Raw genomic sequence first — 20,284 nt, forward strand, 5'->3', positions numbered from 1 at the left:
CGTCAGGTTTCTGTGGCAGGGTCAAAGGTAGTTCCCAGGGATAGCCGGGTGTTATCTGTGGCTATTCCATTTTTTTGCTTGTGTAAGGAGAGTGGTTATGAGTTTTACCCGCTGGTTACGGCGGCTGGCGCCCCTCATGGTGTGCTTGCTGCTGCTAGTTACGGCCTGTACGTCGGCCCCATCTAAATACGACCAGGTGCAAGAAGATACCACCGGGTTTGGTTCACCCGCAGCGGTCGATAAAAAAGCTGAGAAGGGCGGTACCTTCAACCAGTTTTTCCCCGACAGCCAGGAGGGCTACACCGTTACGCCCTACCAGGAGAAGAAAGGGTTTGCCGAGTACAAGCTTGAGCAGAGCGGCAAGACCCTGGCCATGCTTACCATTAGCGACACTACCAGCTTGCCTGCCGCCGCCGAGAAATATACCTCAGCCACCGAGTCGATCGACGGCTTTCCGGCGGTAGACCAGGGCACTACCGGCACTGGGTTGTTGGTTAACGGTCGCTACCAGGTCAAGGTGCTTTCCCGCGATCCAGCCTTTGCTAAAGCAGATCGGGTTGCCTGGCTACAAAAGTTTGACCTCAAAGGACTGGCTGAGCTCAAAGGAGCTATTACCCCGGCGGGCAAGGCGGCGGCCCTATCTAGGCCTCCGGCTAAGCCCGTCGCCAGTGCCCAAACCAAGGCTCCTAATACCGCCCTCGTTCCAGCTCAGTCGGCTCCCAGCGCCGCGCCTAAGGCTCCCGATACGGTAGTCACCCCAGCAAAGCCAGCAATTAAGGCGCCTCCAGCGCCGAGCACCGATCCCATCCTTCAGTCGGCTTCCTAATAAATCGGCAGCTCAATCCGCAGTGATCTCAGCAACGGCAAACCATAAGGAGTAAGTTGTGAGCAAAAAAATCTACGAAATTGTCGATAAGCTTCCCACCGGGGGGCTAACGGTACGGGCGCTCAAGACCCTCGACACCGTTGTCCCCGGCCAGTGGAACAACCTGGTGGGCTTTGACCACACCATTAAAACCGTCACCGGCGAAACCGATGAGGCCATGGTGCAGGCCATTGGCGAACGAGCGATCGCCCTCTTTAACGACAAAAAGCAGGGCTATCAGAGTGCCCTTTGGCTCTATGAAACCGTTGACTCGGCCTCGGGGTTGCTGGGGGCTGCCGCCCTGGCCAACCGCATTGGCCAGGACACTTTTCTGGGCTTTCTCAAAAACCTCTCCCCCAAGCCCGAAAAAGCCCAAACCATCGACCTAGTGGTCAAGCTAGTGGCCGAAGTCGTCGCCTTCTGCAAAATTAGCGGTATACCCGGCGATAGCCTGGGCGACTTTCTCGCCGCCCTGGGCGACTACAGCAGTGAGTCGCTGATTCGCATGGCGGCTCTGGTCAGCTTCGATGGCATCATCCCCCTTGGGGCCGATTTTTCGCTTAAGGCACTCAACGCTATCAAGGGTATGGGGCCCGGCGATCTGGACGGCAACCAGACCTTCAAGGGCATTAAACAAGAGATACCGGGCAACAACGACAAGGCCAAATTGTCGTTTATGACCGAGGCCTTTGAGTCGACCCAGGGCTGGATGGATCGCTTCGTCAGCGACAACAATATCACCCAGAGCAAGCTAGTCGATAACCTGGCCGGGTTTATCGAAGGCTCCCAGGGCAAGCTCGATTACCTGGGCGCGTTTCTGGATATGTCGGTGAAATACTACGAGCACACTGGCACCCAAACCCTGGCCCGCCGCCTGATCGAGCGCGCGGTGGCGGAGATCTAGTAGGGACATGGCACTGCAATGCCCCTATAGAGGTCAGGGTATGGCGTCGAGGTAATTACCCTTGGATCGGCTATCCAATCAGGAATCCAGGGGTGCAGCCTCGGTGCCAAAGGCCTGGGCGGGGGGCAGCTGAAGCAGACTGAGCAAGCCATCGAGCATGTACTGCACCGCCAGGGCTGCCAACAGCACGCCCAAAACACGGGTGACCACGTTGATGCCAATCTGACCCAGCAGCTTGGCCAGGGGCCGCGATAGCAGCAAAAACAGGTAGCACAACAGCAGCACCGCCCCGGCGGCGGCCAGCACGACGCTCAGCCCCAGGTAGTAGTTGGTCGATTCCCGCGACAGCACCAGAATGCTGGCCAGACTGCCCGGCCCGGCAATTAGGGGAATGGCCAAGGGAAACACGCTCACATCGTCTCGGTTGGAAGCTTCTTTAGCTTCGGCTTCAGTTTCGCGTTCTTGCTGTACAAAAATCATGTCGATCGCAATTTTGAACAGCAAAAACCCCGCCGCAATTTGAAAGGCTTGCAGGCTAATGCCCAGGTTGTGCAGCACGTAGGCCCCAGTGAGCCCAAAGACGAGGAGAATGGCGGCAGACACCAAGACGGCCCGAGTGGCGATTTGAGTTTGCTCGTCTTCGGAGCGATCGCGCACCAGCGCCAGATACAGAGGCGCTAGCCCGACCGGGTCGATCACCACAAACATCGTAAACAAGGATTTGGCAAACAGAGCGAGAACAACGGGCATAAACCAGGTCGCAGGAACGAATCTCTCAAATTTAGCGCTGTTTGCCTGATACTATTGTTCGCCAGTGCGGTTTGGATGGCCTAATCGATTGCGGCGTGGGTTGGATGACTATGGCAAACCTCTATTCGGTTAGGGCAGGTTCGCCGTAGGGACATTGCATGCAATGCCCCTACCAGAGGATTCCGCCAGCCAAAGTGTCCTAGCTAAATTAACTGTGGCAATATTTTTGGATTGGTCAGGGCCAGGTGTCCTGAACCGCTGCTGCCCTGATTTCCGATCGCATAGTGGCGGGCTTCGATAGCTGGCTCATCACACAATGATGCAATCTGCTATATCAAGTAGCGTCAACACCGAATAGTCGCCGCACATCGGAACGAGTTCTGTGCCGAAGTAGCGAAATGGAACACGCTTAGCCCAATTCTCGATAGCGAAAGCAGGCGGTGGTGTGATCGTTGACCATGCCCGCCGCCTGCATGTAGGCGTAGCAAATGGTAGAGCCGACAAATTTAAAGCCGCGCTGCTTGAGGTCTTTGCTCATGGCGTCAGATATATCAGTGCGGGCGGGCACCTCGGCCATGGTGGCCCAGGCATTCTGCATGGTTTTGCCATCGACAAACTGCCAGATGTAGCGATCGAAGCTGCCGAAGGTTTCTTGCACCTCAAGGAACGCCTGGGCGTTGCGGGTGGCCGCTGCAACCTTGAGGCGATTGCGCACAATGCCGGCATTGTGCAACAGCTCCTGCTGCTTGGCGTCGTCGTAGCGGGCCACAACCTCCGGGTCAAAGTCATCGAAGGCTGCCCGAAAATTTTCGCGCTTGCGCAGAATGGTGATCCAGCTCAGCCCGGCCTGGAAGCCGTCGAGAATAATGAACTCGAAGTGTTTGCGATCGCAGTGCAGCGGCACCCCCCACTCAGTGTCGTGGTAGGCCACCTCAAGCGGGTCATCGTGCACCCAGCCACAGCGAGTGGGGCAAGCAGGGGGAGAAGCCATCAGTCAGGAAGAATTGAAATCAATGCAATTGTACTAGAGAGCCGGTGCGCTGGTGACAGGCTGGGTCTCTGGGGCAAGCTCAACCGCCCATCCCTTAAACAATCTCACGCTTAACAGTCACAGCCCCAGATTGATCGCTAGTATGGGGAATGTCCTGTATCTGCTGAGCACCCATGTCTACCGCTGCGCCTCCCATCCAGCCCCAGGCTATGGATGACACCAAACACGGTCTGCCCGTCACCATCATTACCGGCTTTTTGGGCAGCGGCAAAACCACCCTGCTCAACCATATTCTGGCCAACCAGGAGGGGTTGAAAACCGCCGTGCTGGTCAACGAGTTTGGTGAAATTGGTATCGACAACGACCTGCTGATCGCCACCGAAAACAGCGACGACACCATGGTCGAACTCAGCAACGGCTGCATCTGCTGCACCATCAACAACGACCTGATGGAAGCGGTGTACAAAGTGCTCGAACGCCAGGACAAGATTGACTACCTGGTGGTTGAAACCACTGGCCTAGCCGACCCCCTGCCCATTGCCCTCACCTTTTTGGGCACCGAGCTGCGCGACATGACCCGGCTCGACTCAATTGTGACCGTGGTCGATGCCGAAAACTACAGCCTGGATCTCTTCAATAGCCAGGCGGCCCACAACCAGATTGCCTACGGCGACATTATTTTGCTGAATAAGGCTGATCTGGTCGATGATGCCGATCTCGACCTGTTGGAGGTCAAGATTCGCGATGTGAAAGAGGGAGCGCGGATTTTGCGCACCACCAAGTCGGCGGTACCCCTGCCGCTGATTCTGAGCGTGGGGCTGTTTGAGTCTGACCAGTACTTTGGCAGCGACAGCAGCGCTGATGCCCACGACCACGATCATCACGGACACGACCACCCCGGGCACGACCACCCCGGGCACGACCACCCCGGGCACGACCATGAGGCCCATGACCATGGAGCTCATGACCACAGCAACTGCGATCATGACCATGGCCACTGTGAGCATGACCACGGCCACGAGCATGCCCACGAGCATGGGCCTCACCACTCTGACCACCTCGCTATCGATGGGTTTACGTCGCTCTCCTTCGCCAGCGATCGCCCCTTTGCCATTCGCAAGTTTCAGCACTTTCTCGACAACCAACTCCCCGAGGCGGTATTTCGCGCTAAAGGCATTCTCTGGTTCGACGAAAGCCCTAAGCGCCATATCTTTCACCTCAGCGGCAAGCGCTTTTCCCTCGACGATGACCAGTGGAAGGGGGAACCCAAAAACCAGCTGGTGCTGATTGGCCAGGGCCTCGACCACGATGCTCTGAGAGAACAGCTGAATGCCTGCCTGTGCCTGCCCTCGCCCAAGCGGGGCCAGGGATTTGGTAAATAGATTTGGCAAACAAAGCAGAGCCAGCACTACTAAGCGCCAGCACTACTAAAGGAAGCGTAACGATGAAGCGTCGGGAATTTAATTTACTGGGCCTAGGGCTGTTGGCCAGCTCGCTGCCGCTTGCGATCGCCGCCTGCCAATCTGACTCAGAGCCTGCCGCAGACGCTGGCGGTGGCGAGTTTGTTGCCCTGGGCAGCATGGCTGACCTCGATGCCCAGGGCAGTCTGACCAGCGACGACTTCCAAGGCGAAAAATTGGCGGTCATCCGTGACCCTGGTGGGTCAGGGGAGCTACTAGCGGTGAGCACAGTGTGCACCCACGCGGGCTGCACCGTGGATTGGGATAGCGCTCAGGGCAAGTTTGTTTGCCCTTGCCACGGGGGTAGCTACAACCCCGACGGTACCGTCAGCGGTGGCCCCCCGCCCCAGCCCCTCACCACCTTTGCCGCTAAGATTGAGGGTGACCAGGTCATGATTCAGGTGTAGGGCCAACTGTAGGGCCAGAACTACCTGTCGCTTTCATATCGGTATTTGCTTCCCCCCATGACCGATAACGGAACCCTACCCCAGCTCCACCCTGACTGTTTGGCCTGCCAGATTTTGGCGGGTCAGCAGTCAGTCCCCGGTGGCACTATTGCCGAAAATCCCTGGTGGGTAGCCGACCACTGCATTGGCCCCTACGGCCTCGGCTCGGTGGTAATTAAGCCCCGCAACCACCGCGAGAACCTGTGGGATCTATCGATGGCAGAGGCGGCGTCCCTGGGGCCATTTTTGCAGCAGATGTCGGCGGCGATCGCCTTGGCGATGGCGGCTGAGCGCGTCTACGTCAGCCTCTGGGTTGACCAGCCGCCCTACCATGTCCACTTTGTGCTCCAGCCCCGCTATCCTGATGGCCACAATCCCCAAGAATTGGGGCTAAAAGGGCTAGAGCTGCAAGTCTTTCGCACCCTCGGCCAACCCCCGACTGAGGCCGAGATGACCCGTGCCGCCGATCGCATTCGCACGGTATGGCAAGAGCAGTTTGTGCCCCCGGCAATATGCGAGTCGTAGTACAACGGGTCACCGCCGCCAGCGTGACCGTCGATGGCACTGTGATTGGGGAGATTGGCCAGGGGTTGACCCTACTGGTGGGCATTGCCCCCACCGATACGGTTGCCGAACTGGCCTGGATGGCGCGCAAGTGCCTAGACCTGCGGTTATTTCCCGAGCCAGGCAGCAGCCGTTGGGATCGCTCCGTTCAAGATATTTGGGGCGGTCTGCTGGTGGTGAGCCAGTTTACCCTCTACGGCGACTGTCGCAAGGGGCGGCGTCCGTCCTTTGATGGCGCGGCGTCCCCGGCCCAGGCAGAAGCTCTGTACGACGAGTTTGTCGCTCTGCTGCGGGCCAGCGGCCAGCGGGTCGAGACGGGGAAATTTGGGGCCATGATGCAGGTCGATATTCACAATGACGGCCCGGTGACCTTAATTTTGGATCGCGAGGCTCCCGGTTAGAAAACTACCTGAGAATGCGTCCGGCATTCAAAATGGCCAGGAGCGCTACGCCCACGTCAGCAAATACCGCTTCCCACAGTGTGGCCACACCGATTGCCCCCAAGGCAATAAAAACAGCCTTTACCCCCAGGGCCAGGATGATGTTTTGCCAGACGATGCCCAGGGTTCTATGGGCAAGGTGAATGGCTTCGGCGACCTTCGCCGGGGAATCGGTCATGATTACCACATCGGCGGTTTCAATGGCGGCATCGGCCCCTAGGCCCCCCATGGCGATGCCCACATCGGCCCTGGCAATCACCGGGGCATCGTTAATGCCGTCGCCGACAAAGGCGACTTTGCCCTTGGTCTGGCGGGCCTGGTGCAAAAATTCCTCTAGCGCCGCTACTTTGTCTTCGGGGAGCAGTTCAGCCCGGTATTGGTCGAGCCCAAGCTGGCTGGCAATACGGTCGGCTACTGACTGACTGTCGCCAGTCAGCATAGCGGTTTGAATCCCCTGGGCGTGGAGGGCGCGAATGGCCTCAGCGGCATCCGGTTTCAGCTCGTCAGCAATCAGGATGTGGCCGCTGTATTCGCCATTGACGGCCAGGTGAGCCACGGTACCCGCCACCACACAGACATCGTGGGGAATGGCTTCGCGGTGCAGCAGGCGATCGTTGCCCGCCAGCACCGTGCGGCCATTCACCTGGGCGCGAATGCCATGGCCTGAGATTTCTTCGTAGCCCTGCACGGTGGAGTGATCGATGGCCCGACCATAGGCCTGCCGAATTGACTGGGCCACGGGGTGGTTTGACTGGGATTCGACGTGAGCCGCTAGCTCTAGCAGTTGGGTTTGGCTTAACCCATTGTGGGTCACCACATTGGTGACCCGAAAGTTGCCCTGGGTGAGGGTGCCCGTCTTGTCGAAGACCACAGTTTTGACCTGGGCGAGGGCATCTAGAAACAGGGCACCTTTGACCAAGATGCCGCGTTTCGCCGCTCCACCCACGCCGCCAAAGTAGCCCAGGGGAATGCTGATCACCAGGCCGCAGGGGCAGGAGATGACGAGCAGCACCAGGGCGCGGTAGACCCACTCAGTCTGGCTAGCTCCAGGGATCAACAGCGGCGGTAGCAACGCCACAGCCAGTGACAGAAACACCACCACCGGGGTGTAGTAGCGGGCAAAGCGGGTGATGAATTTTTCGGTGTCGGCTTTTTTGCTGCTGGCGTTTTCGACCAGGTCTAAAATTTTGGCAATGGACGATTCGCCAAAGGGTTTGGTAACGCGCAGGGTGAGGGCACCCGCCTGGTTGATCATGCCAGCCAGGGCGGTGTCGCCTGGGGCCACCGGGCGCGGCACCGATTCGCCTGTGAGAGCAGAGGTGTCTAGCTGCGATTTGCCCTCTACCACCTCCCCGTCGAGGGGTATCTTTTCGCCAGGGCGCACCAAGATCACGTCCCCGACGTTGACGGTGGCGGGGGAAACCTGGCGAAGGCCACCCTCTACCCTCAGGTTGGCGCTGTCGGGCCGAATTTCGAGCAGGGCTTTGATCGAGCGGCGCGATCGCCCCACCGAGTAGCCCTGAAATAGCTCGCCTACCTGGAAAAACAGCATCACCGCCACGGCTTCGGGGATCTCGTGAATGGCGATCGCCCCCAGGGTGGCGATGGTCATCAAAAAGTTTTCGTCAAAGAATTGCCCCCGCAAACTGTTGCGGCCCGCCGTCGTCAGCACGCCCCAGCCGCTGATCAGGTAGGCGGGCAGCAGCACGGCATACTCTGCGATGGCAAAGGGCGTGTTGTGCAGAGTGTCGTTAAACACCAGGCCCATGAGGAAGAGCACAGTGGCGATGGCGATGGGCCGTAGCTCTCGACGCAGATCAAAGTCTTCGCTGCCGTGGCTGTGATCGTGACTGCAACAGTGGTCGTGGGCCTGGGACACTGCGAGATCAGTGGAGGGGGCGTGACCATGGCGGGGGGCATGATTATCTGCCATTGGGGCACCGGGGAGAAAGTATGCTGAACATCTGAAAGGTTATTCAGATAATACACAATATTCTGACAGCCGAGATGTCTTTATGTATAGGTCTAGCCCCTGGGGTGAGCAGGGCTAGACCTGGGTTCACAGCTTTGTCAGTTGACCAGGGTGACAAGGTGATTTTACTCGTCGAGGTGCTCGGCCACTTCGCGGTAGAGGGCGGTAATGTGGCCGTCGGCCAGGCGGTAATACACGTTGCGACCCTGGCGACGGTAGGTGACTAAACGCTGCGATCGCAGCACCCGCAGCTGATGCGACACCGCCGACTCGCCCATTTTGACCGCCGCTGCCAAGTCGCAGACACAGAGTTCTCGCTGGGCCAGGGCCGACAACAGCTTCAGCCGGTGAGGGTCAGAGAGCACGCTAAAAAACTCCGCCATCCGCTGGGCCTTGTCGGTTTCGAGTATCTCAGGCTGTACCTGACGCACGCTATCTAGATGCACCAGTGGCGCATCACAGCCCGGCGCTTCAGCCGGTGGTGAGGTCTTAGCAGAGGGGGCTTGGGTCATGCCACTCATCGGTCACTCTCCCCTCCATGATACGGAGAATCGTGACGCCTGAAGATCTGTTCAGATGATTAAACCCTGGGAGGAATGCCTCCAGAACAGCCCGCTGCCCTACTGCACCTGCTGCAAAAAGTAGAGGGTTTGCTGATAGCTGGGTTGGTCGCCCTGGGCTTGAAACAGGTCAGCCGCCTGCTGTAAGTCAGCCTGGGCTGCGGGGGTGTTGCCCAGTTGGTACTGCAGAATGCCGCGATTGCCGTAGGCTTCGGCCAGCTCCGGGTTGAGTTGAATCGCTCGATCAAAGTCTGCGATCGCGGCGTCAGCCTGACCCAGTTCGGTGTAGACCTTGCCGCGATTGTAGTGGGCATTGGCGCTATCGGGGGCTAGGGCGATCACCTGGTCGAGGTCATTTAACGCCTGGGGAAAATCGCCCAGGGAGGCAAAGATAATGCCGCGATCTAGGTAGGGCCGGGCAAAGTCAGGCGCTAGGGCGATTGCCTGGGTAAAGTCGCTCATGGCCGCTGTGACATCGGCGAGGTGGGTATAGGCCTCTCCCCGGTAGTAAAGGGTTTCGGCATGGTTAGGACGAATACCCAGAGCGGCGGTAAAGTCGTCGATGGCCTGGTCGTAATCCCCCAGGTCGTGATGGGCGATCCCGCGATGAAAGTAGGCGGCAGCAGGGTTCGTATCGGCGGCAATGGCAGCGGTGAAGGTGGCAATGGCGGTCTCTAACTGCCCCTGCTCCGCCTGCTGGCGGCCCTGGTCAACCAGGCTGGTTTGGCCTGCGGCAGTCTCCACCGACTGAGCGGATAGAGCAGACATGGAGCCGCCCCCCGCTGCGATCGCAACTACCATCAACCCGACCGCAACCTGTTGGCGACAATGCATTGTTAACCTCTCAAATTGTCAAACTAGAGCATCTCAGCGATGCAAGGCCGATACCAACCTAGGTTAGGGCGCAGCGGCCGGCTTTAACTCCAGAGGTGTGCCGCTTTCTTCAGTCGATTGGGTATGGCCCAGCCAGCATGGCAGCCGTTCAGTGCTGCGGGGCACGTGAGCAATCCATTCCCCTGGCTCCCTTGCCCCCCGGCCATTGGCATAGGCACCACCGCCTACTCTCTATACCCCTGGGTGAGTTGGTCGAGTTGGGCTTGTTCATCTTCCGTGAGTTCCCACCCTAGGGCCCCGGCATTCTGGCTGGCCTGACGGGCGTTTTTGGCTCCAGGAATGGGCATCACATTGCCCTGGGCAATCAGCCAGTTGAGGGCTACCTGGGCGGGGGTGCGATCGCGCTTTTCACCTATCTCCTGCAGCGCTCGGATCACAGGCATGAGCTGGGTAAGGCCTTTCTGGCTGAAGCGAGGGTCGAGCCAGCGGGCGCCGGCGGGCTTGAGGTTTGCCTCGGGGGTATATTTGCCCGTCAGCAATCCCTGGGCCAGGGGGCTGTAGGCGAGAATCGTCACCCCCAATGCTTGGGCCGTGGCCATGACGCCACTGGTTTCGATTTTGCGATTGAGCAGCGAATATTGCACCTGGTTGACCGCCAAAGGCACCCCCTGATCGGCCAGATATCGGTGGGCCTGCCGCATTTGCTGGGCCGAGTAGTTGCTCACCCCCACCGCGCCGATGCGGCCCTGCTGCACTTCTTTAGCCAGGGCCTGCATGAGGTCTGGCTGGCTGAGCAAAAAATCCAGCGGCCAGTGGACCTGGTAGAGGGCCACCGAGGCGACCTGGAGACGAGCGAGGCTGGCGGTCAGGGCATCGGCTACGGACTGGGGCGAGAACCGCCAGGGCAGGGGGAAGTATTTGGTGGCCACAATGGCCTGCTCGGGCCGGGCCTGCATAAACTGTCCGATCAACCGTTCTGACTGCCCAAAGCCGTAGATCTCGGCGGTGTCGAATAGGGTCAGCCCTGCGTCGAGGCAGGCCTCGAAGGCGGCCTGTAGGTCGCCTTCACCATAGGCTTTGCCGTAATCCCAAAACAGTGAGTCGCCCCAGGCCCAGGTGCCTACACCCAGGGCAGGTACGGTCAGCCCCGCAGGGCCAAGGGTAATAGTTTGAGGTGAAGCAATAGTCATGGGCAATAACCTGGGGGGTGACGGGGGTCTGATCGGTTCACTGCAATATTGTAAACTTTAGTAAATAGGTTTCAGGATGTTTCGACTGCTGACCTGAAGCCAGCGCCTTTTCTAGGCCAAATGCCCATTGCCGATTTGCTAGCAGGATTGACTCTCTATGAACCGCCGTCGTTTGCTTCGGGCTGCCCTCGCTGTTTGTTTAGCCTGGCTTAGCTGGGTCGTCGCTCCGGCTGAGGCTGAGGCTTTGGGCGGGGCGCAGATTCCTTTGGGGGATCTGGCCCCTGAGTTCACGCTGCCCACCAACTCGGGAAATGGGGAGGTGGCTCTGGCCGACTTTCGCAATCAGTGGGTGGTGCTGTATTTTTACCCCCGTGACTTTACCTCGGGCTGCACCGTCGAGGCCCAGCGGTTTCAGCGCGATATAGCCGAGTACCAGGCCCGCAACGCTCAGGTGATTGGCATCAGCGCCGACAGCGTAGAGTCTCACGCTGAGTTTTGCGATGCTGAGGGGTTAGAGTTTCCGCTGCTGTCTGACCCGAAGGGAGCGGTGAGTAAGGCCTATCGATCGTGGCTGGGGGCAATGTCGTTGCGCCACACCTACATTGTTGGCCCCGACGGCACGATTCAGGCCCGCTTTTTGGGGGTGCAGCCGGTGATCCACAGCCGAGAGGTACTGGCGACGCTGGACGAGTTACAGGCCAGTTCCTAGGAGACTAAATTACGCTTTAGTCTCCTAGGAACTGGTGTCCTGGGGAGCCTCCAGGGTGAGAATATATAGCTGAGGGTGTAGAGCCGTGGTGCGGTGGGCATAAGTTGATCAATAATGGTTAGTAACAATCGGTTTCAATCGTTAATTAGGATCAAGAGATATGACACCGTCTTTAACTAACTTCTTGCTGAGCCTTCTGGCCGGTGCTGTAATTATTGTTGTCCCAGCTACCGTTTTCCTGGTGTTTGTGAGCCAGCGCGACAAAATCCAGCGTCAGTAGTCTGAAGTTCTGCCCTTGAGGCCGAGGTCTGAGGGCAAAGCTCTGGTAGCGTTGTTGTCGGGAACCCGCTGGGCGTTCCCGATTTTTTCGTTAAGTCAGCTAGAATTAACGTGTTTAGTCGGCAGTGGCGATCGCCTAAGAGGAATTTACCGTGAATTTTGGTACCCCCGTCCCCCTGCTGCTGGGCATTTTTATGGTGATCTGCGCCGTAGCGCTGTTCTTTTTAGAGCGGCTGAAGCCCGGCTACGAGCGCGACTCCGACAAAGTCTATGCCATTCTTTTCCTGATCTCAGGGGTGTTTTTGCTCGGCAACCTGACGATGGATCTGATTCCCTCTTTTCAGCAGATGCTGATGGTGGGCATGTTGGTAGCGCTGATGATTCAGAACATTGGTTCCAGAACACCCCACACGGCCCGTTCTGGCCCCCAGGGTAACGATGGTGACTACGGTGGCTATCGTCCGCCTAGCCGCGGAGGCCGCCCGCCCGCCTACGCTCCCGACAACCGGGCTAACCTGCGGGCAGAGTTAGACCGACGCGACTATGGCCCCGACGATCGCTACAGTCGGCCCCGGCCGATGTTAGGGGGGCGTGAAGAGCCCATTGATCGCCCTCCCTATACCCCTGATGTCTATGGTGACGGCCGCCCTATGCGCCCTAATGACGGCCCGGTAGACCGCCCCATCGACAATCGCCCGCCCTATGGCGATCGCCCTGTTGATGGCCCCGTTGATCGCTCTGACGGCCCCCCTTACTACGGCGGTAGCCCTCGCCCCGGCGACGATCGCGTGCGTCGCCGTCGTCCTCCTAAGAACCGTAGCGAGTACAACGATCGCTACCGCAACGACCCTGGTTCACCGCCGCCTCGGTCCGACTATCGCCCCGATCGCGATTTGCTCTAGGCGAACTATAGTCTTGCCAATATCTTGAGCTAGCGCCCTGGTTTAACCCTGGTGACTGTTTTGCCTAACCTGTCTGCTGTTGTCGATACGGCCACTGTTGCCGGTACTGCCCTATGGGCGATCGCCTTGTATTGGGGTTTTTCTCCGGTAGCCGATCGCGTGATTGCCCGGTGCGAGCGCTGGCTGGGGGAGGAGTCGCCAGCGGCGTCATTGCTGGGCATGGTGCCATTTTTGGCGGTGGGCGGGGTAACCCATTATGGGCTGACGCTGACGCTGGGCGGCAGCTGGGCGGTGAGCCTGGGCGTGATTGCGGCTATGGGCTGCGGCGTCTATGAGTTAGGGCGACGCGACGGTCAGACCTCTGAGTAGGTCGAGAATCCTGCATTATTTTCTATGGCTCAAAATCCCCTCCAACTTACAGCCTTATTCATGTTGCTTAAGTACAGGCCAAAGGGAACAGAGAGTAGGTGGCAGGGAACAGAGTGTACTTGTTTCACTTGCACAACGCTATATCTCCCTGATTCCCAGCGCTACTGAGAGTATCTGTAGCTTGGGGCTGGGAAAGTATAAGGCTTTCAGCTATCTATCGCCTGTTAGCAGACCAGTGCTCTCACCCAAACTTAAGTCTGCGGCACGTCCTCCACATAGCCTTCTACCAATAGATCATCCCCTACTCGATGCCACGTGGTGCGCTCCAGTGCGATCGCCCTGTCCATCCGCCGAATCCCCAACTCCCCCACCGGGGTCGGTGCGGCTGGCCCGCCCACCAGCTTAGGTGCAACAAACGCCCACACCTTATCAATCACACCGTCGCTTAAGGCCAGCGCCGCCAGCTGCCCCCCACATTCCCACAGCACCGCCGCACACCCCCGCTCGTAGAGAGATTGGCTCACCGCCTGGGGGGTTAAGGTCGGCAGCACTATCACCTCCACCCCCTGATCGACCAGAGCCTGGTGGCGCACCGGGTCAGCCACTGGGGTGGTAAACACCAGGGTCGGGGCCGCCTCCGTAGCCCAGAGGTGCGCCTGGGCCGGCAGGTCGAGGTGGCGACTCATTACCACCCGCCGAGGGTTGTGGGGGCTGTGGCCATGGCTGGTGAGGCGGGGGTTATCTTGGCGCACCGTGTTGCCGCCGACGACAACGGCATCGCAGGTCGCCCGCAACTGATGCACAGCGGCCCGGGCCGGGGGGCCGGTCACCCAGGTGCTGTGCCCCCCGGTGGCAGCAATTTTGCCATCGAGGGTCATGGCGTATTTCAGCAAACCCAGGGGCCGTTGGTGGGTCACCCGGTGCACAAACGCCTCGTTGAGGCGCTGGCAGGCAGCTTCTTCGACCCCCACTTCAACCTCAATATCGGCCTGGCGCAGGCGCTGAATGCCGCTGCCTGAGACCCGTGGGTCTGGGTCAACCATGCCCACCACCACCCGCGCGACTCCGGCTCGAATCACGGCTTCGGTGCAGGGGGGCGTGCGGCCAGTGTGGTTACAGGGCTCAAGGTTGACATACAGGGTCGCGCCCCGAGCCGCTGCCCCGGCCTGGGCCAGGGCAAATACCTCGGCATGGGGCTGCCCCGCTCCTGGGTGAAACCCTTCCCCAACGACGACGCCCCCCTGAATGACCACGCACCCCACTAAGGGGTTGGGGGCGGTGCAGCCTCGGGCCATCTGCGCCAGCTCTAGACACCGCCCCATCCAGCGAGCAGCGGGCTGACGGTCGTGGCTTTGGGGCGGGCTGCCACAGGGCAGGGTAGAAAAGTCGGTCACAGGGCAGTACTGGCAGACGGCTAGACTTAAAATTATCCCATTGGGCTAGCTGCCCAGGGGCGATCGCCCCTGGGCCGATATCGGCCTCGATGCAGCCATAGGGTGGGGTAAACTAAGACCATCCACTAGGTGAGTGTGAGCGAGTGAGTGTAATTCCCCCAGTTGATCTAACGGAGCAGTTTCAAACGATTCAAGCCGAGGTGAATGCTGCCGTTGCTGACGTCCTAGCCTCTGGGCAATACATTAACGGGCCAGTGGTTGAAACCTTTGCCCAGGCCTTTGGCGACTACGTGGGCACTGAGCACTGTATTGTCTGTAACTCGGGTACCGATGCGCTTTATCTGGCGCTGCGATCGCTCAAAATTGGCCCTGGGGACGAGGTGATTACTTCGCCGTTTACGTTTATTGCGACCGCCGAGGCGATTAGCGCGGTGGGCGCCACCCCGGTCTTTGTAGATATTGATCTCGCCACCTTTAACCTAGATGTGACCAAGCTGGAGGCGGCGATCAGCGATCGCACCCGCGCGATTATGCCCGTCCATTTGTTTGGCCGCCCCGTCGATATGGGGCCCGTGATGGAGTTGGCTACCCGCCACGACCTGGCGGTGATTGAAGACTGTGCCCAGGCTACCGGGGCTGAGTGGATGGGGCAGGCGGTGGGCCGCATTGGTCACGGGGGCTGTTTTAGCTTTTTCCCAACTAAAAACCTAGGCGGATGCGGCGATGGTGGTGCGTTCACGACCCACGATGCCGACCTGGCTGATACCGCTCGGATGCTGCGAGAGCACGGCAGCCGAGTCAAATATCACCATGAGGCCATTGGCGTCAACAGCCGGCTTGATTCGGTGCAGGCCACTATTTTGGCGATTAAGCTCCGCCATCTAGAGACCTGGAACCACCAGCGGGCCCAGGTTGCAGAGCGCTATAGCAGCTTGCTAGCTGCCGTATCTGAGGTCATTTGCCCTCAGGATGCCACCTTTGGTCGGTCGGTGTGGAACCAATACACCCTGCGTCTCACCCAGGCCACGGCGGCTGGTCAAGAGCGCGATCGCGTCCAGCAGGCAATGCGAGAAGCGGGCGTGATTGCCATGGTCTACTACCCCATACCGCTGCATCTACAGCCCGTCTATCGTCACCTGGGGTATCAGCCCGGCGATCTGCCCCAGGCCGAAGCGGCGGCCCAGCAGGTGTTGTCACTGCCGATGTTTCCTGAGTTAGACGAAGCTCGGCAGCTTCAGGTCGTGCAAACCCTCAAGGCGGCCTTAGCGCAGGTCGGGCTCAAGGCCGCCCAGTACTGCTAAGCCCTCGCTTGAGAACCGGGCGATTGATCGTTAAAGTGTTTGTAGTTTTCTATACTATATTTAAGGTGAGTTAACCGCTTAGGGGTCTGCGGTGGTTTTGGGTTGTTTGGCCGCTGCCAACAGGGAGGGCATTAGCCTCTGCCTGGCCGACCCTACCGTTAGGCACCAAACCGTGACGTAAGGGGCACTTAGCGCAGTGGCAGCGATAGATCCGGCCTTGATGGGTACCTATGACGCAGCAGCGATCGCCCGCTATTTTCGCTGGCGAATTGTCACCTTGGGTTGGCGGGTGGCTCAAATTCTCTGGTGGCTAGGCACCTTTGTACTGGGCCTACAGGTGGATCAGTGGCTGAACCGGGAAGAGCAAAATCGCCCCCGCCGGGCCGTGCAGCTGCGCCAAGTCTTGACTAATTTGGGTCCCACCTTTATCAAAGTTGGTCAGGCGCTCTCGACTCGGCCCGACTTGGTAAGACAAGATTTTTTGGATGAACTGACCAAATTACAAGATCAGCTGCCTCCCTTTCCGACGGTGGAGGCCATGGCCATTCTAGAGGCAGAGCTAGATCATAGCCCCGAGGAAATTTTCAGCCACCTATCTCCGCTGCCAGTGGCCGCCGCTAGCCTGGGGCAGGTCTACCGAGGACGGCTATTTTCGGGTGAAGAAGTAGCGGTTAAAATCCAGCGACCTCACCTCCGCCCGGTGCTCTGCCGCGATTTATACCTGATGCGCTGGGCAGCGGGCTGGCTAGGGCATTTTCTGCCTCTCAACCTCGGCCACGACCTGACCCTGATTGTGGACGAGTTTGGCACCAAGCTCTTTGAAGAAATTGACTACCTCAATGAAGGGCAAAACGCCGAACGGTTTGCCACCAACTTCAAAGACGATGCCACGGTCAAGGTGCCGGTGATTTATTGGCCCTACTGCAGTCGACGAGTGCTAACCCTGGAGTGGATTGACGGCTGCAAGCTGACTGACATGGCTTCCCTTGAGCAGGGAAATCTCGACCCCGACCAGCTCATTGAGATTGGGGTTACTGCCGGTCTGCGCCAGCTCCTAGAGTTTGGTTTCTTTCACGCCGACCCTCACCCTGGCAATCTGTTTGCCCTAGCCGATGGCCGCATGGCCTACATCGACTTTGGTATGATGGATCAGCTCAACCAGCTGACTAAAGAAACCCTGGTAGATGCCGTGGTGCATCTGATCAACCAAGACTTTGACAGCCTAGGTAAAGACTTTGTCAGGCTGGGATTTTTAACCCCAGAGACTGATTTGGGCCCGATTGTACCCGCCCTCAAGCGAGTTCTAGGCAGTGCCCTAGGCTCTAAAGTGAGTGACTTCAACTTCAAAACCATTACCGATCAATTCTCGGAATTGATGTACGAATATCCCTTTCGGATACCGGCTAAATTTGCCCTCATTATCCGCTCTTTGGTCACCCAGGAAGGGCTGGCCCTGAGTCTTAACCCCGACTTCAAAATTGTCAATGTCGCCTACCCCTACGTGGCTCGTCGGCTGCTGCTGGGCGAGACCCCGGCCCTGCGCCAGCGCCTGCTAGAGGTCGTCTTTCAGGATGGCCAGCTGCAGTGGCAGCGGCTGGAAAATATGCTGGCGATCGCCCGCAGTGACTCGGGATTTGATCTGTTACCGACGGCGGGCGTTGGGCTCAATTTCTTAATGTCTGAGGAAGGCACCTACCTGCGCCAGATGCTGGTGCTAGCGCTGACAGAAGACGACCGACTCCATACCCAAGAAGTGCAGCGGTTGTGGGCCTTGGTAAAAGACGACATCACCTTGGATAAGGTGCTTGGGGTGGCCTGGGGGGCGTTGGCCAACTATTCCCTGGAGCGGGCCGAAGAATTGGTGCCCGTCGTGGGTGAACTGCGCCAGGTTTTGCAAACCTAGGCAGCAGGGTTGAGGTCGAACAGCTGAGCCCTGGGGCGACTCTCCTCTATAATCAAGAACAATAAACTATTGTTTCGCTTCCCTAACGCCCGTGTATCCACAACCGCCCTATATTTTGTTTTTTGCTGGCTTCTTGGCCGCAGTGACTTCGGGCTATGCCTTTAGCACGTCGCTTCAGCAGTCGGTCAACGAGTGGAATAGCAAACGGTCTACCCGTATTTTAGCCACCTTGCGCGGCCCTAAATTGCAAATTCCCTTCTTTGGCATCTGTGCTGGGGTTTGCGTATTCTTAGCCTCTGGGATTCAGCTGTTTGGTTTCTCAGCGCGGGCGGCCTACGCCATGGGCGTACCAATGACCCTGCTGAGCGGTCTGCTGATTTGGTCGCAGCTGGGGAAAATTTTGACGTTGATTGAGCAGGGTGGCTCTAAAGCGTTGGATCTGGACGCGTTTTAAGCTCAGGTTTGGTCTCCTCCGATGGGGTGTGCGCCCTCAATGATCCAATCCCTACACCGCCACCGCATCAATGCTAAGACTGCTGTGGCCGAGCTACGACGGGAAAGCTAATTGTTACGGTTGTGCCCTCCTCTCGGGAGGATGTAATCGCTAGCTTGCCCTGGTGGGCTTCGACAATACGCTGGGTAATGGCTAAGCCCAGGCCATTTCCCGAAGATTTAGTTGTGAAGAAGGGGCGGGTCAGCAGCGGCAGCACCTCGGGGGGAATGGGGTCGCCGCTATTGTGAATGCTGACGGTGACTTGATTGGCCCCAGGGGGATGCAATACCCACGTCACTACGCCGTCGGCGGGGCAAGCCTCTTGGGCATTGCTGATGAGATTGATGAAGACCTGCTTGAGTTTGTCGCGATCGCCCTGAATGGTGACCGGGGTCGGCAGCGTGGTCACGACTAGCTGGGGCGCAGCGCCAGGGTTATCCCTATTCGGATGGTGATCGAGGGTGACCGCTAGGGATTGAATCAGGGTATTGAGATCGATGGCTTCAGCCTCTAGGGCGGGGTCACGAGAGTACATCAGAATTTCGTTGAGCAGCTTTTGTAGCCGCTCTGACTCTTCGAGGGCCAGGTCGAGGCGGGTTTGAAATCGCTCGGGCAGCTCGAGACTGCGAAAGGATTCGAGCCCTAGCATCACCGTGGTCAGGGGGCTGCGCACCTCGTGGACAATCATGGCGGCCAGTTCACCAATTTCCGCCAGCCGGGCCTGGGCCGCTTCGGAAACCTTGCGATCGCTAATATCCCGCACCAGGGCCAGACAATAGCAATCGCCGTTGGTGTCGAGCCGCCCCAAGCGCGCTTCTACCGGAAATTCGGTGCCGTCTTTTCGCCGATTTAACCCCTCGCGAGTCTGGGGTATCCCCGGCTTCATCTGCTGCCAGAGTGCTTCAAAGTCGGCCTGACTATCGGTGATTTGCACATCGATCACCGATAGCTGTAGCAGTTCCTCCCGGCTATAGCCCAGGCTGTCGCAGGCATTCTGGTTGACATCCACAATCTGACCGGCGGCATCGATCACAAAAAACGCGTCCACGGCCTGCTCGACCAGGGTGCGAAATCGGGTCTCACTCTGCTTACGGGTCGCCACCGCGCTCGTGATCTGCCCAAACATCTGCTCAAACGCCGTAATCACGTCCCCCAGCTCGTCGGGGCGAGCATAGGACAGGGAGGCAAAGGCCAAGCCGTGGGTGTCTTGATCGGTGCCAATGGCGCGGCCTGCCGCGAGCAGGTCTTGCCGCAGCAGCATAATGGGTTTAATCAGCAGGCGGCGCAACACCACCAGCGTGGCCCCGGTAACAAATATTGAGATAATGACAACTAGCCCGACAATGCGGCCAATAAACGCAAAGAATTCTTGCTGCACCCAGGTGGCGTCGTGGCGCACCACCAACACATAGCGATCGCGCAGGGGCGGCATATCCCAAGTGGCGTCGTAGCGATTTTGGCGGCGATAGTAGCGATCGGCCATCCAGCCCATCTCACCCTGGCCCAAGGTCAGCTGAGGCACCTCCCCAAAGCTGCCGACTCGAGTCCCGTCAATGTCGTAAATAGCCCCCCCTAAAATCAACTGGTTAGTCTGAATGCCCTGCAGGTACTCGACCAACCCTTCATCTTGAAGATTGCCCAAGGTAGCCGCATCTAGCCGTCCCAGAGCTTGGGCTGTAGAGATTGACCTCAGATAGCTCAGCAACTCCTGCTCCCGCCGCAGCACTGAGGGTACCAAGATCACCGCCTCGATCATGACGATGCTTAAAAACACCCAGTAGGCAATGCGCTTAGACAGCCTAGCGCTCAGAAATTCACCGATGGATTGCAGCTTTAGGCTCATCCTAGCCATCTTATTAAATCTGGCTCTACTAGAGATCTTTTTCAGATTTTTGAGCACAATACTAGCAATCGTAACGCCAAGAGCGGTCTAGACGACTATCATTTGCTTGCCTAGC

At 58.5% G+C, this 20,284-nt stretch carries 21 protein-coding genes; 13 read left to right on the forward strand and 8 right to left on the reverse strand.

The annotated features are described in order from the left end of the window. The first annotated feature begins 97 nt into the window (after nt 1-97). A complete protein-coding gene (locus IQ254_RS01245; RefSeq protein ID WP_228039894.1) occupies nt 98-826 on the forward strand; it encodes a hypothetical protein in 729 nt (242 codons plus the stop codon). 58 nt (nt 827-884) lie between these two features. Next, nucleotides 885-1,769, forward strand: a complete 885-nt coding sequence (locus tag IQ254_RS01250) for a hypothetical protein (protein ID WP_193963487.1) — start codon at nt 885-887, stop codon at nt 1,767-1,769. 78 nt (nt 1,770-1,847) lie between these two features. Here the strand turns inward: IQ254_RS01250 and IQ254_RS01255 are convergent, their stop codons facing one another. Continuing rightward, nucleotides 1,848-2,519: a MarC family protein gene (locus tag IQ254_RS01255; RefSeq protein ID WP_193963489.1), complete on the reverse strand. Its 672-nt coding sequence runs from the start codon at nt 2,517-2,519 to the stop codon at nt 1,848-1,850. A 409-nt stretch (nt 2,520-2,928) separates the two neighbouring features. Further along, nucleotides 2,929-3,510: a DNA-3-methyladenine glycosylase I gene (locus IQ254_RS01260; protein ID WP_193963491.1), complete on the reverse strand. Its 582-nt coding sequence runs from the start codon at nt 3,508-3,510 to the stop codon at nt 2,929-2,931. A gap of 173 nt (nt 3,511-3,683) precedes the next feature. On the opposite strand from IQ254_RS01260, the gene IQ254_RS01265 reads away from it, so the two are divergent. From IQ254_RS01265 to dtd, 4 genes are all read left to right on the forward strand, one after another. After that, nucleotides 3,684-4,892 carry a GTP-binding protein gene (locus IQ254_RS01265; RefSeq protein ID WP_228039895.1) on the forward strand — a complete coding sequence of 403 codons (1,209 nt, stop codon included), beginning with the start codon at nt 3,684-3,686 and terminating at the stop codon, nt 4,890-4,892. Nucleotides 4,893-4,954: 62 nt separating this feature from the next. Beyond that, a complete protein-coding gene (locus tag IQ254_RS01270; RefSeq protein ID WP_193963502.1) occupies nt 4,955-5,377 on the forward strand; it encodes a ubiquinol-cytochrome c reductase iron-sulfur subunit in 423 nt (140 codons plus the stop codon). Between the two features lie 57 nt (nt 5,378-5,434). After that, complete coding sequence (locus IQ254_RS01275; RefSeq protein WP_193963504.1) at nt 5,435-5,941, forward strand: HIT family protein; 507 nt, start codon at nt 5,435-5,437, stop codon at nt 5,939-5,941. Beyond that, nucleotides 5,929-6,381, forward strand: a complete 453-nt coding sequence (gene dtd, locus IQ254_RS01280; protein ID WP_193963586.1) for a D-aminoacyl-tRNA deacylase — start codon at nt 5,929-5,931, stop codon at nt 6,379-6,381. The genes IQ254_RS01275 and dtd overlap by 13 nt, the downstream gene beginning before the upstream one ends. A gap of 4 nt (nt 6,382-6,385) precedes the next feature. Here the strand turns inward: dtd and IQ254_RS01285 are convergent, their stop codons facing one another. The 4 genes from IQ254_RS01285 to IQ254_RS01300 all read right to left on the reverse strand — a co-directional run bounded on the left by IQ254_RS01285 (nt 6,386) and on the right by IQ254_RS01300 (nt 10,976). Continuing rightward, nucleotides 6,386-8,353, reverse strand: coding sequence for a heavy metal translocating P-type ATPase (locus IQ254_RS01285; RefSeq protein ID WP_193963506.1), 1,968 nt, complete (start codon nt 8,351-8,353; stop codon nt 6,386-6,388). Between the two features lie 164 nt (nt 8,354-8,517). Then, nucleotides 8,518-8,913 (reverse strand): helix-turn-helix transcriptional regulator, encoded by a 396-nt coding sequence (locus tag IQ254_RS01290; protein ID WP_278000283.1) that lies wholly within the window; start codon nt 8,911-8,913, stop codon nt 8,518-8,520. Nucleotides 8,914-9,012: 99 nt separating this feature from the next. After that, nucleotides 9,013-9,786 carry a tetratricopeptide repeat protein gene (locus tag IQ254_RS01295; protein WP_193963507.1) on the reverse strand — a complete coding sequence of 258 codons (774 nt, stop codon included), beginning with the start codon at nt 9,784-9,786 and terminating at the stop codon, nt 9,013-9,015. A gap of 224 nt (nt 9,787-10,010) precedes the next feature. Next, complete coding sequence (locus IQ254_RS01300) at nt 10,011-10,976, reverse strand: aldo/keto reductase (protein WP_193963516.1); 966 nt, start codon at nt 10,974-10,976, stop codon at nt 10,011-10,013. A 157-nt stretch (nt 10,977-11,133) separates the two neighbouring features. On the opposite strand from IQ254_RS01300, the gene IQ254_RS01305 reads away from it, so the two are divergent. From IQ254_RS01305 to IQ254_RS01320, 4 genes are all read left to right on the forward strand, one after another. After that, nucleotides 11,134-11,685 carry a peroxiredoxin gene (locus IQ254_RS01305; protein WP_193963518.1) on the forward strand — a complete coding sequence of 184 codons (552 nt, stop codon included), beginning with the start codon at nt 11,134-11,136 and terminating at the stop codon, nt 11,683-11,685. Nucleotides 11,686-11,845: 160 nt separating this feature from the next. Further along, nucleotides 11,846-11,965, forward strand: a complete 120-nt coding sequence (gene psbX, locus IQ254_RS01310; RefSeq protein WP_193963519.1) for a photosystem II reaction center X protein — start codon at nt 11,846-11,848, stop codon at nt 11,963-11,965. Nucleotides 11,966-12,116: 151 nt separating this feature from the next. Then, nucleotides 12,117-12,866: a Ycf66 family protein gene (locus IQ254_RS01315; protein ID WP_193963521.1), complete on the forward strand. Its 750-nt coding sequence runs from the start codon at nt 12,117-12,119 to the stop codon at nt 12,864-12,866. A gap of 51 nt (nt 12,867-12,917) precedes the next feature. Next, nucleotides 12,918-13,235 (forward strand): hypothetical protein, encoded by a 318-nt coding sequence (locus IQ254_RS01320; protein WP_369011282.1) that lies wholly within the window; start codon nt 12,918-12,920, stop codon nt 13,233-13,235. Between the two features lie 251 nt (nt 13,236-13,486). Here IQ254_RS01320 and ribD read toward each other — a convergent pair whose 3' ends face one another. Then, the gene (gene ribD, locus IQ254_RS01325) at nt 13,487-14,557 is read right to left on the reverse strand and encodes a bifunctional diaminohydroxyphosphoribosylaminopyrimidine deaminase/5-amino-6-(5-phosphoribosylamino)uracil reductase RibD (RefSeq protein ID WP_193963592.1); all 1,071 of its coding nucleotides are present in this window, start codon (nt 14,555-14,557) and stop codon (nt 13,487-13,489) included. 215 nt (nt 14,558-14,772) lie between these two features. On the opposite strand from ribD, the gene IQ254_RS01330 reads away from it, so the two are divergent. From IQ254_RS01330 to IQ254_RS01340, 3 genes are all read left to right on the forward strand, one after another. Next, nucleotides 14,773-15,930 carry a DegT/DnrJ/EryC1/StrS aminotransferase family protein gene (locus IQ254_RS01330; RefSeq protein ID WP_193963523.1) on the forward strand — a complete coding sequence of 386 codons (1,158 nt, stop codon included), beginning with the start codon at nt 14,773-14,775 and terminating at the stop codon, nt 15,928-15,930. 220 nt (nt 15,931-16,150) lie between these two features. Next, nucleotides 16,151-17,833, forward strand: coding sequence for an AarF/ABC1/UbiB kinase family protein (locus IQ254_RS01335; RefSeq protein WP_193963595.1), 1,683 nt, complete (start codon nt 16,151-16,153; stop codon nt 17,831-17,833). Nucleotides 17,834-17,924: 91 nt separating this feature from the next. Further along, a complete protein-coding gene (locus IQ254_RS01340) occupies nt 17,925-18,287 on the forward strand; it encodes a hypothetical protein (RefSeq protein ID WP_193963525.1) in 363 nt (120 codons plus the stop codon). Nucleotides 18,288-18,360: 73 nt separating this feature from the next. On the opposite strand, the gene IQ254_RS01345 is transcribed toward IQ254_RS01340, so the two are convergent. After that, a complete protein-coding gene (locus tag IQ254_RS01345; RefSeq protein WP_228039897.1) occupies nt 18,361-20,169 on the reverse strand; it encodes a PAS domain-containing sensor histidine kinase in 1,809 nt (602 codons plus the stop codon). Nucleotides 20,170-20,284 lie beyond the last annotated feature (115 nt).

The organism is Nodosilinea sp. LEGE 07088, from assembly GCF_015207395.1.
Classification (GTDB): domain Bacteria; phylum Cyanobacteriota; class Cyanobacteriia; order Phormidesmidales; family Phormidesmidaceae; genus Nodosilinea.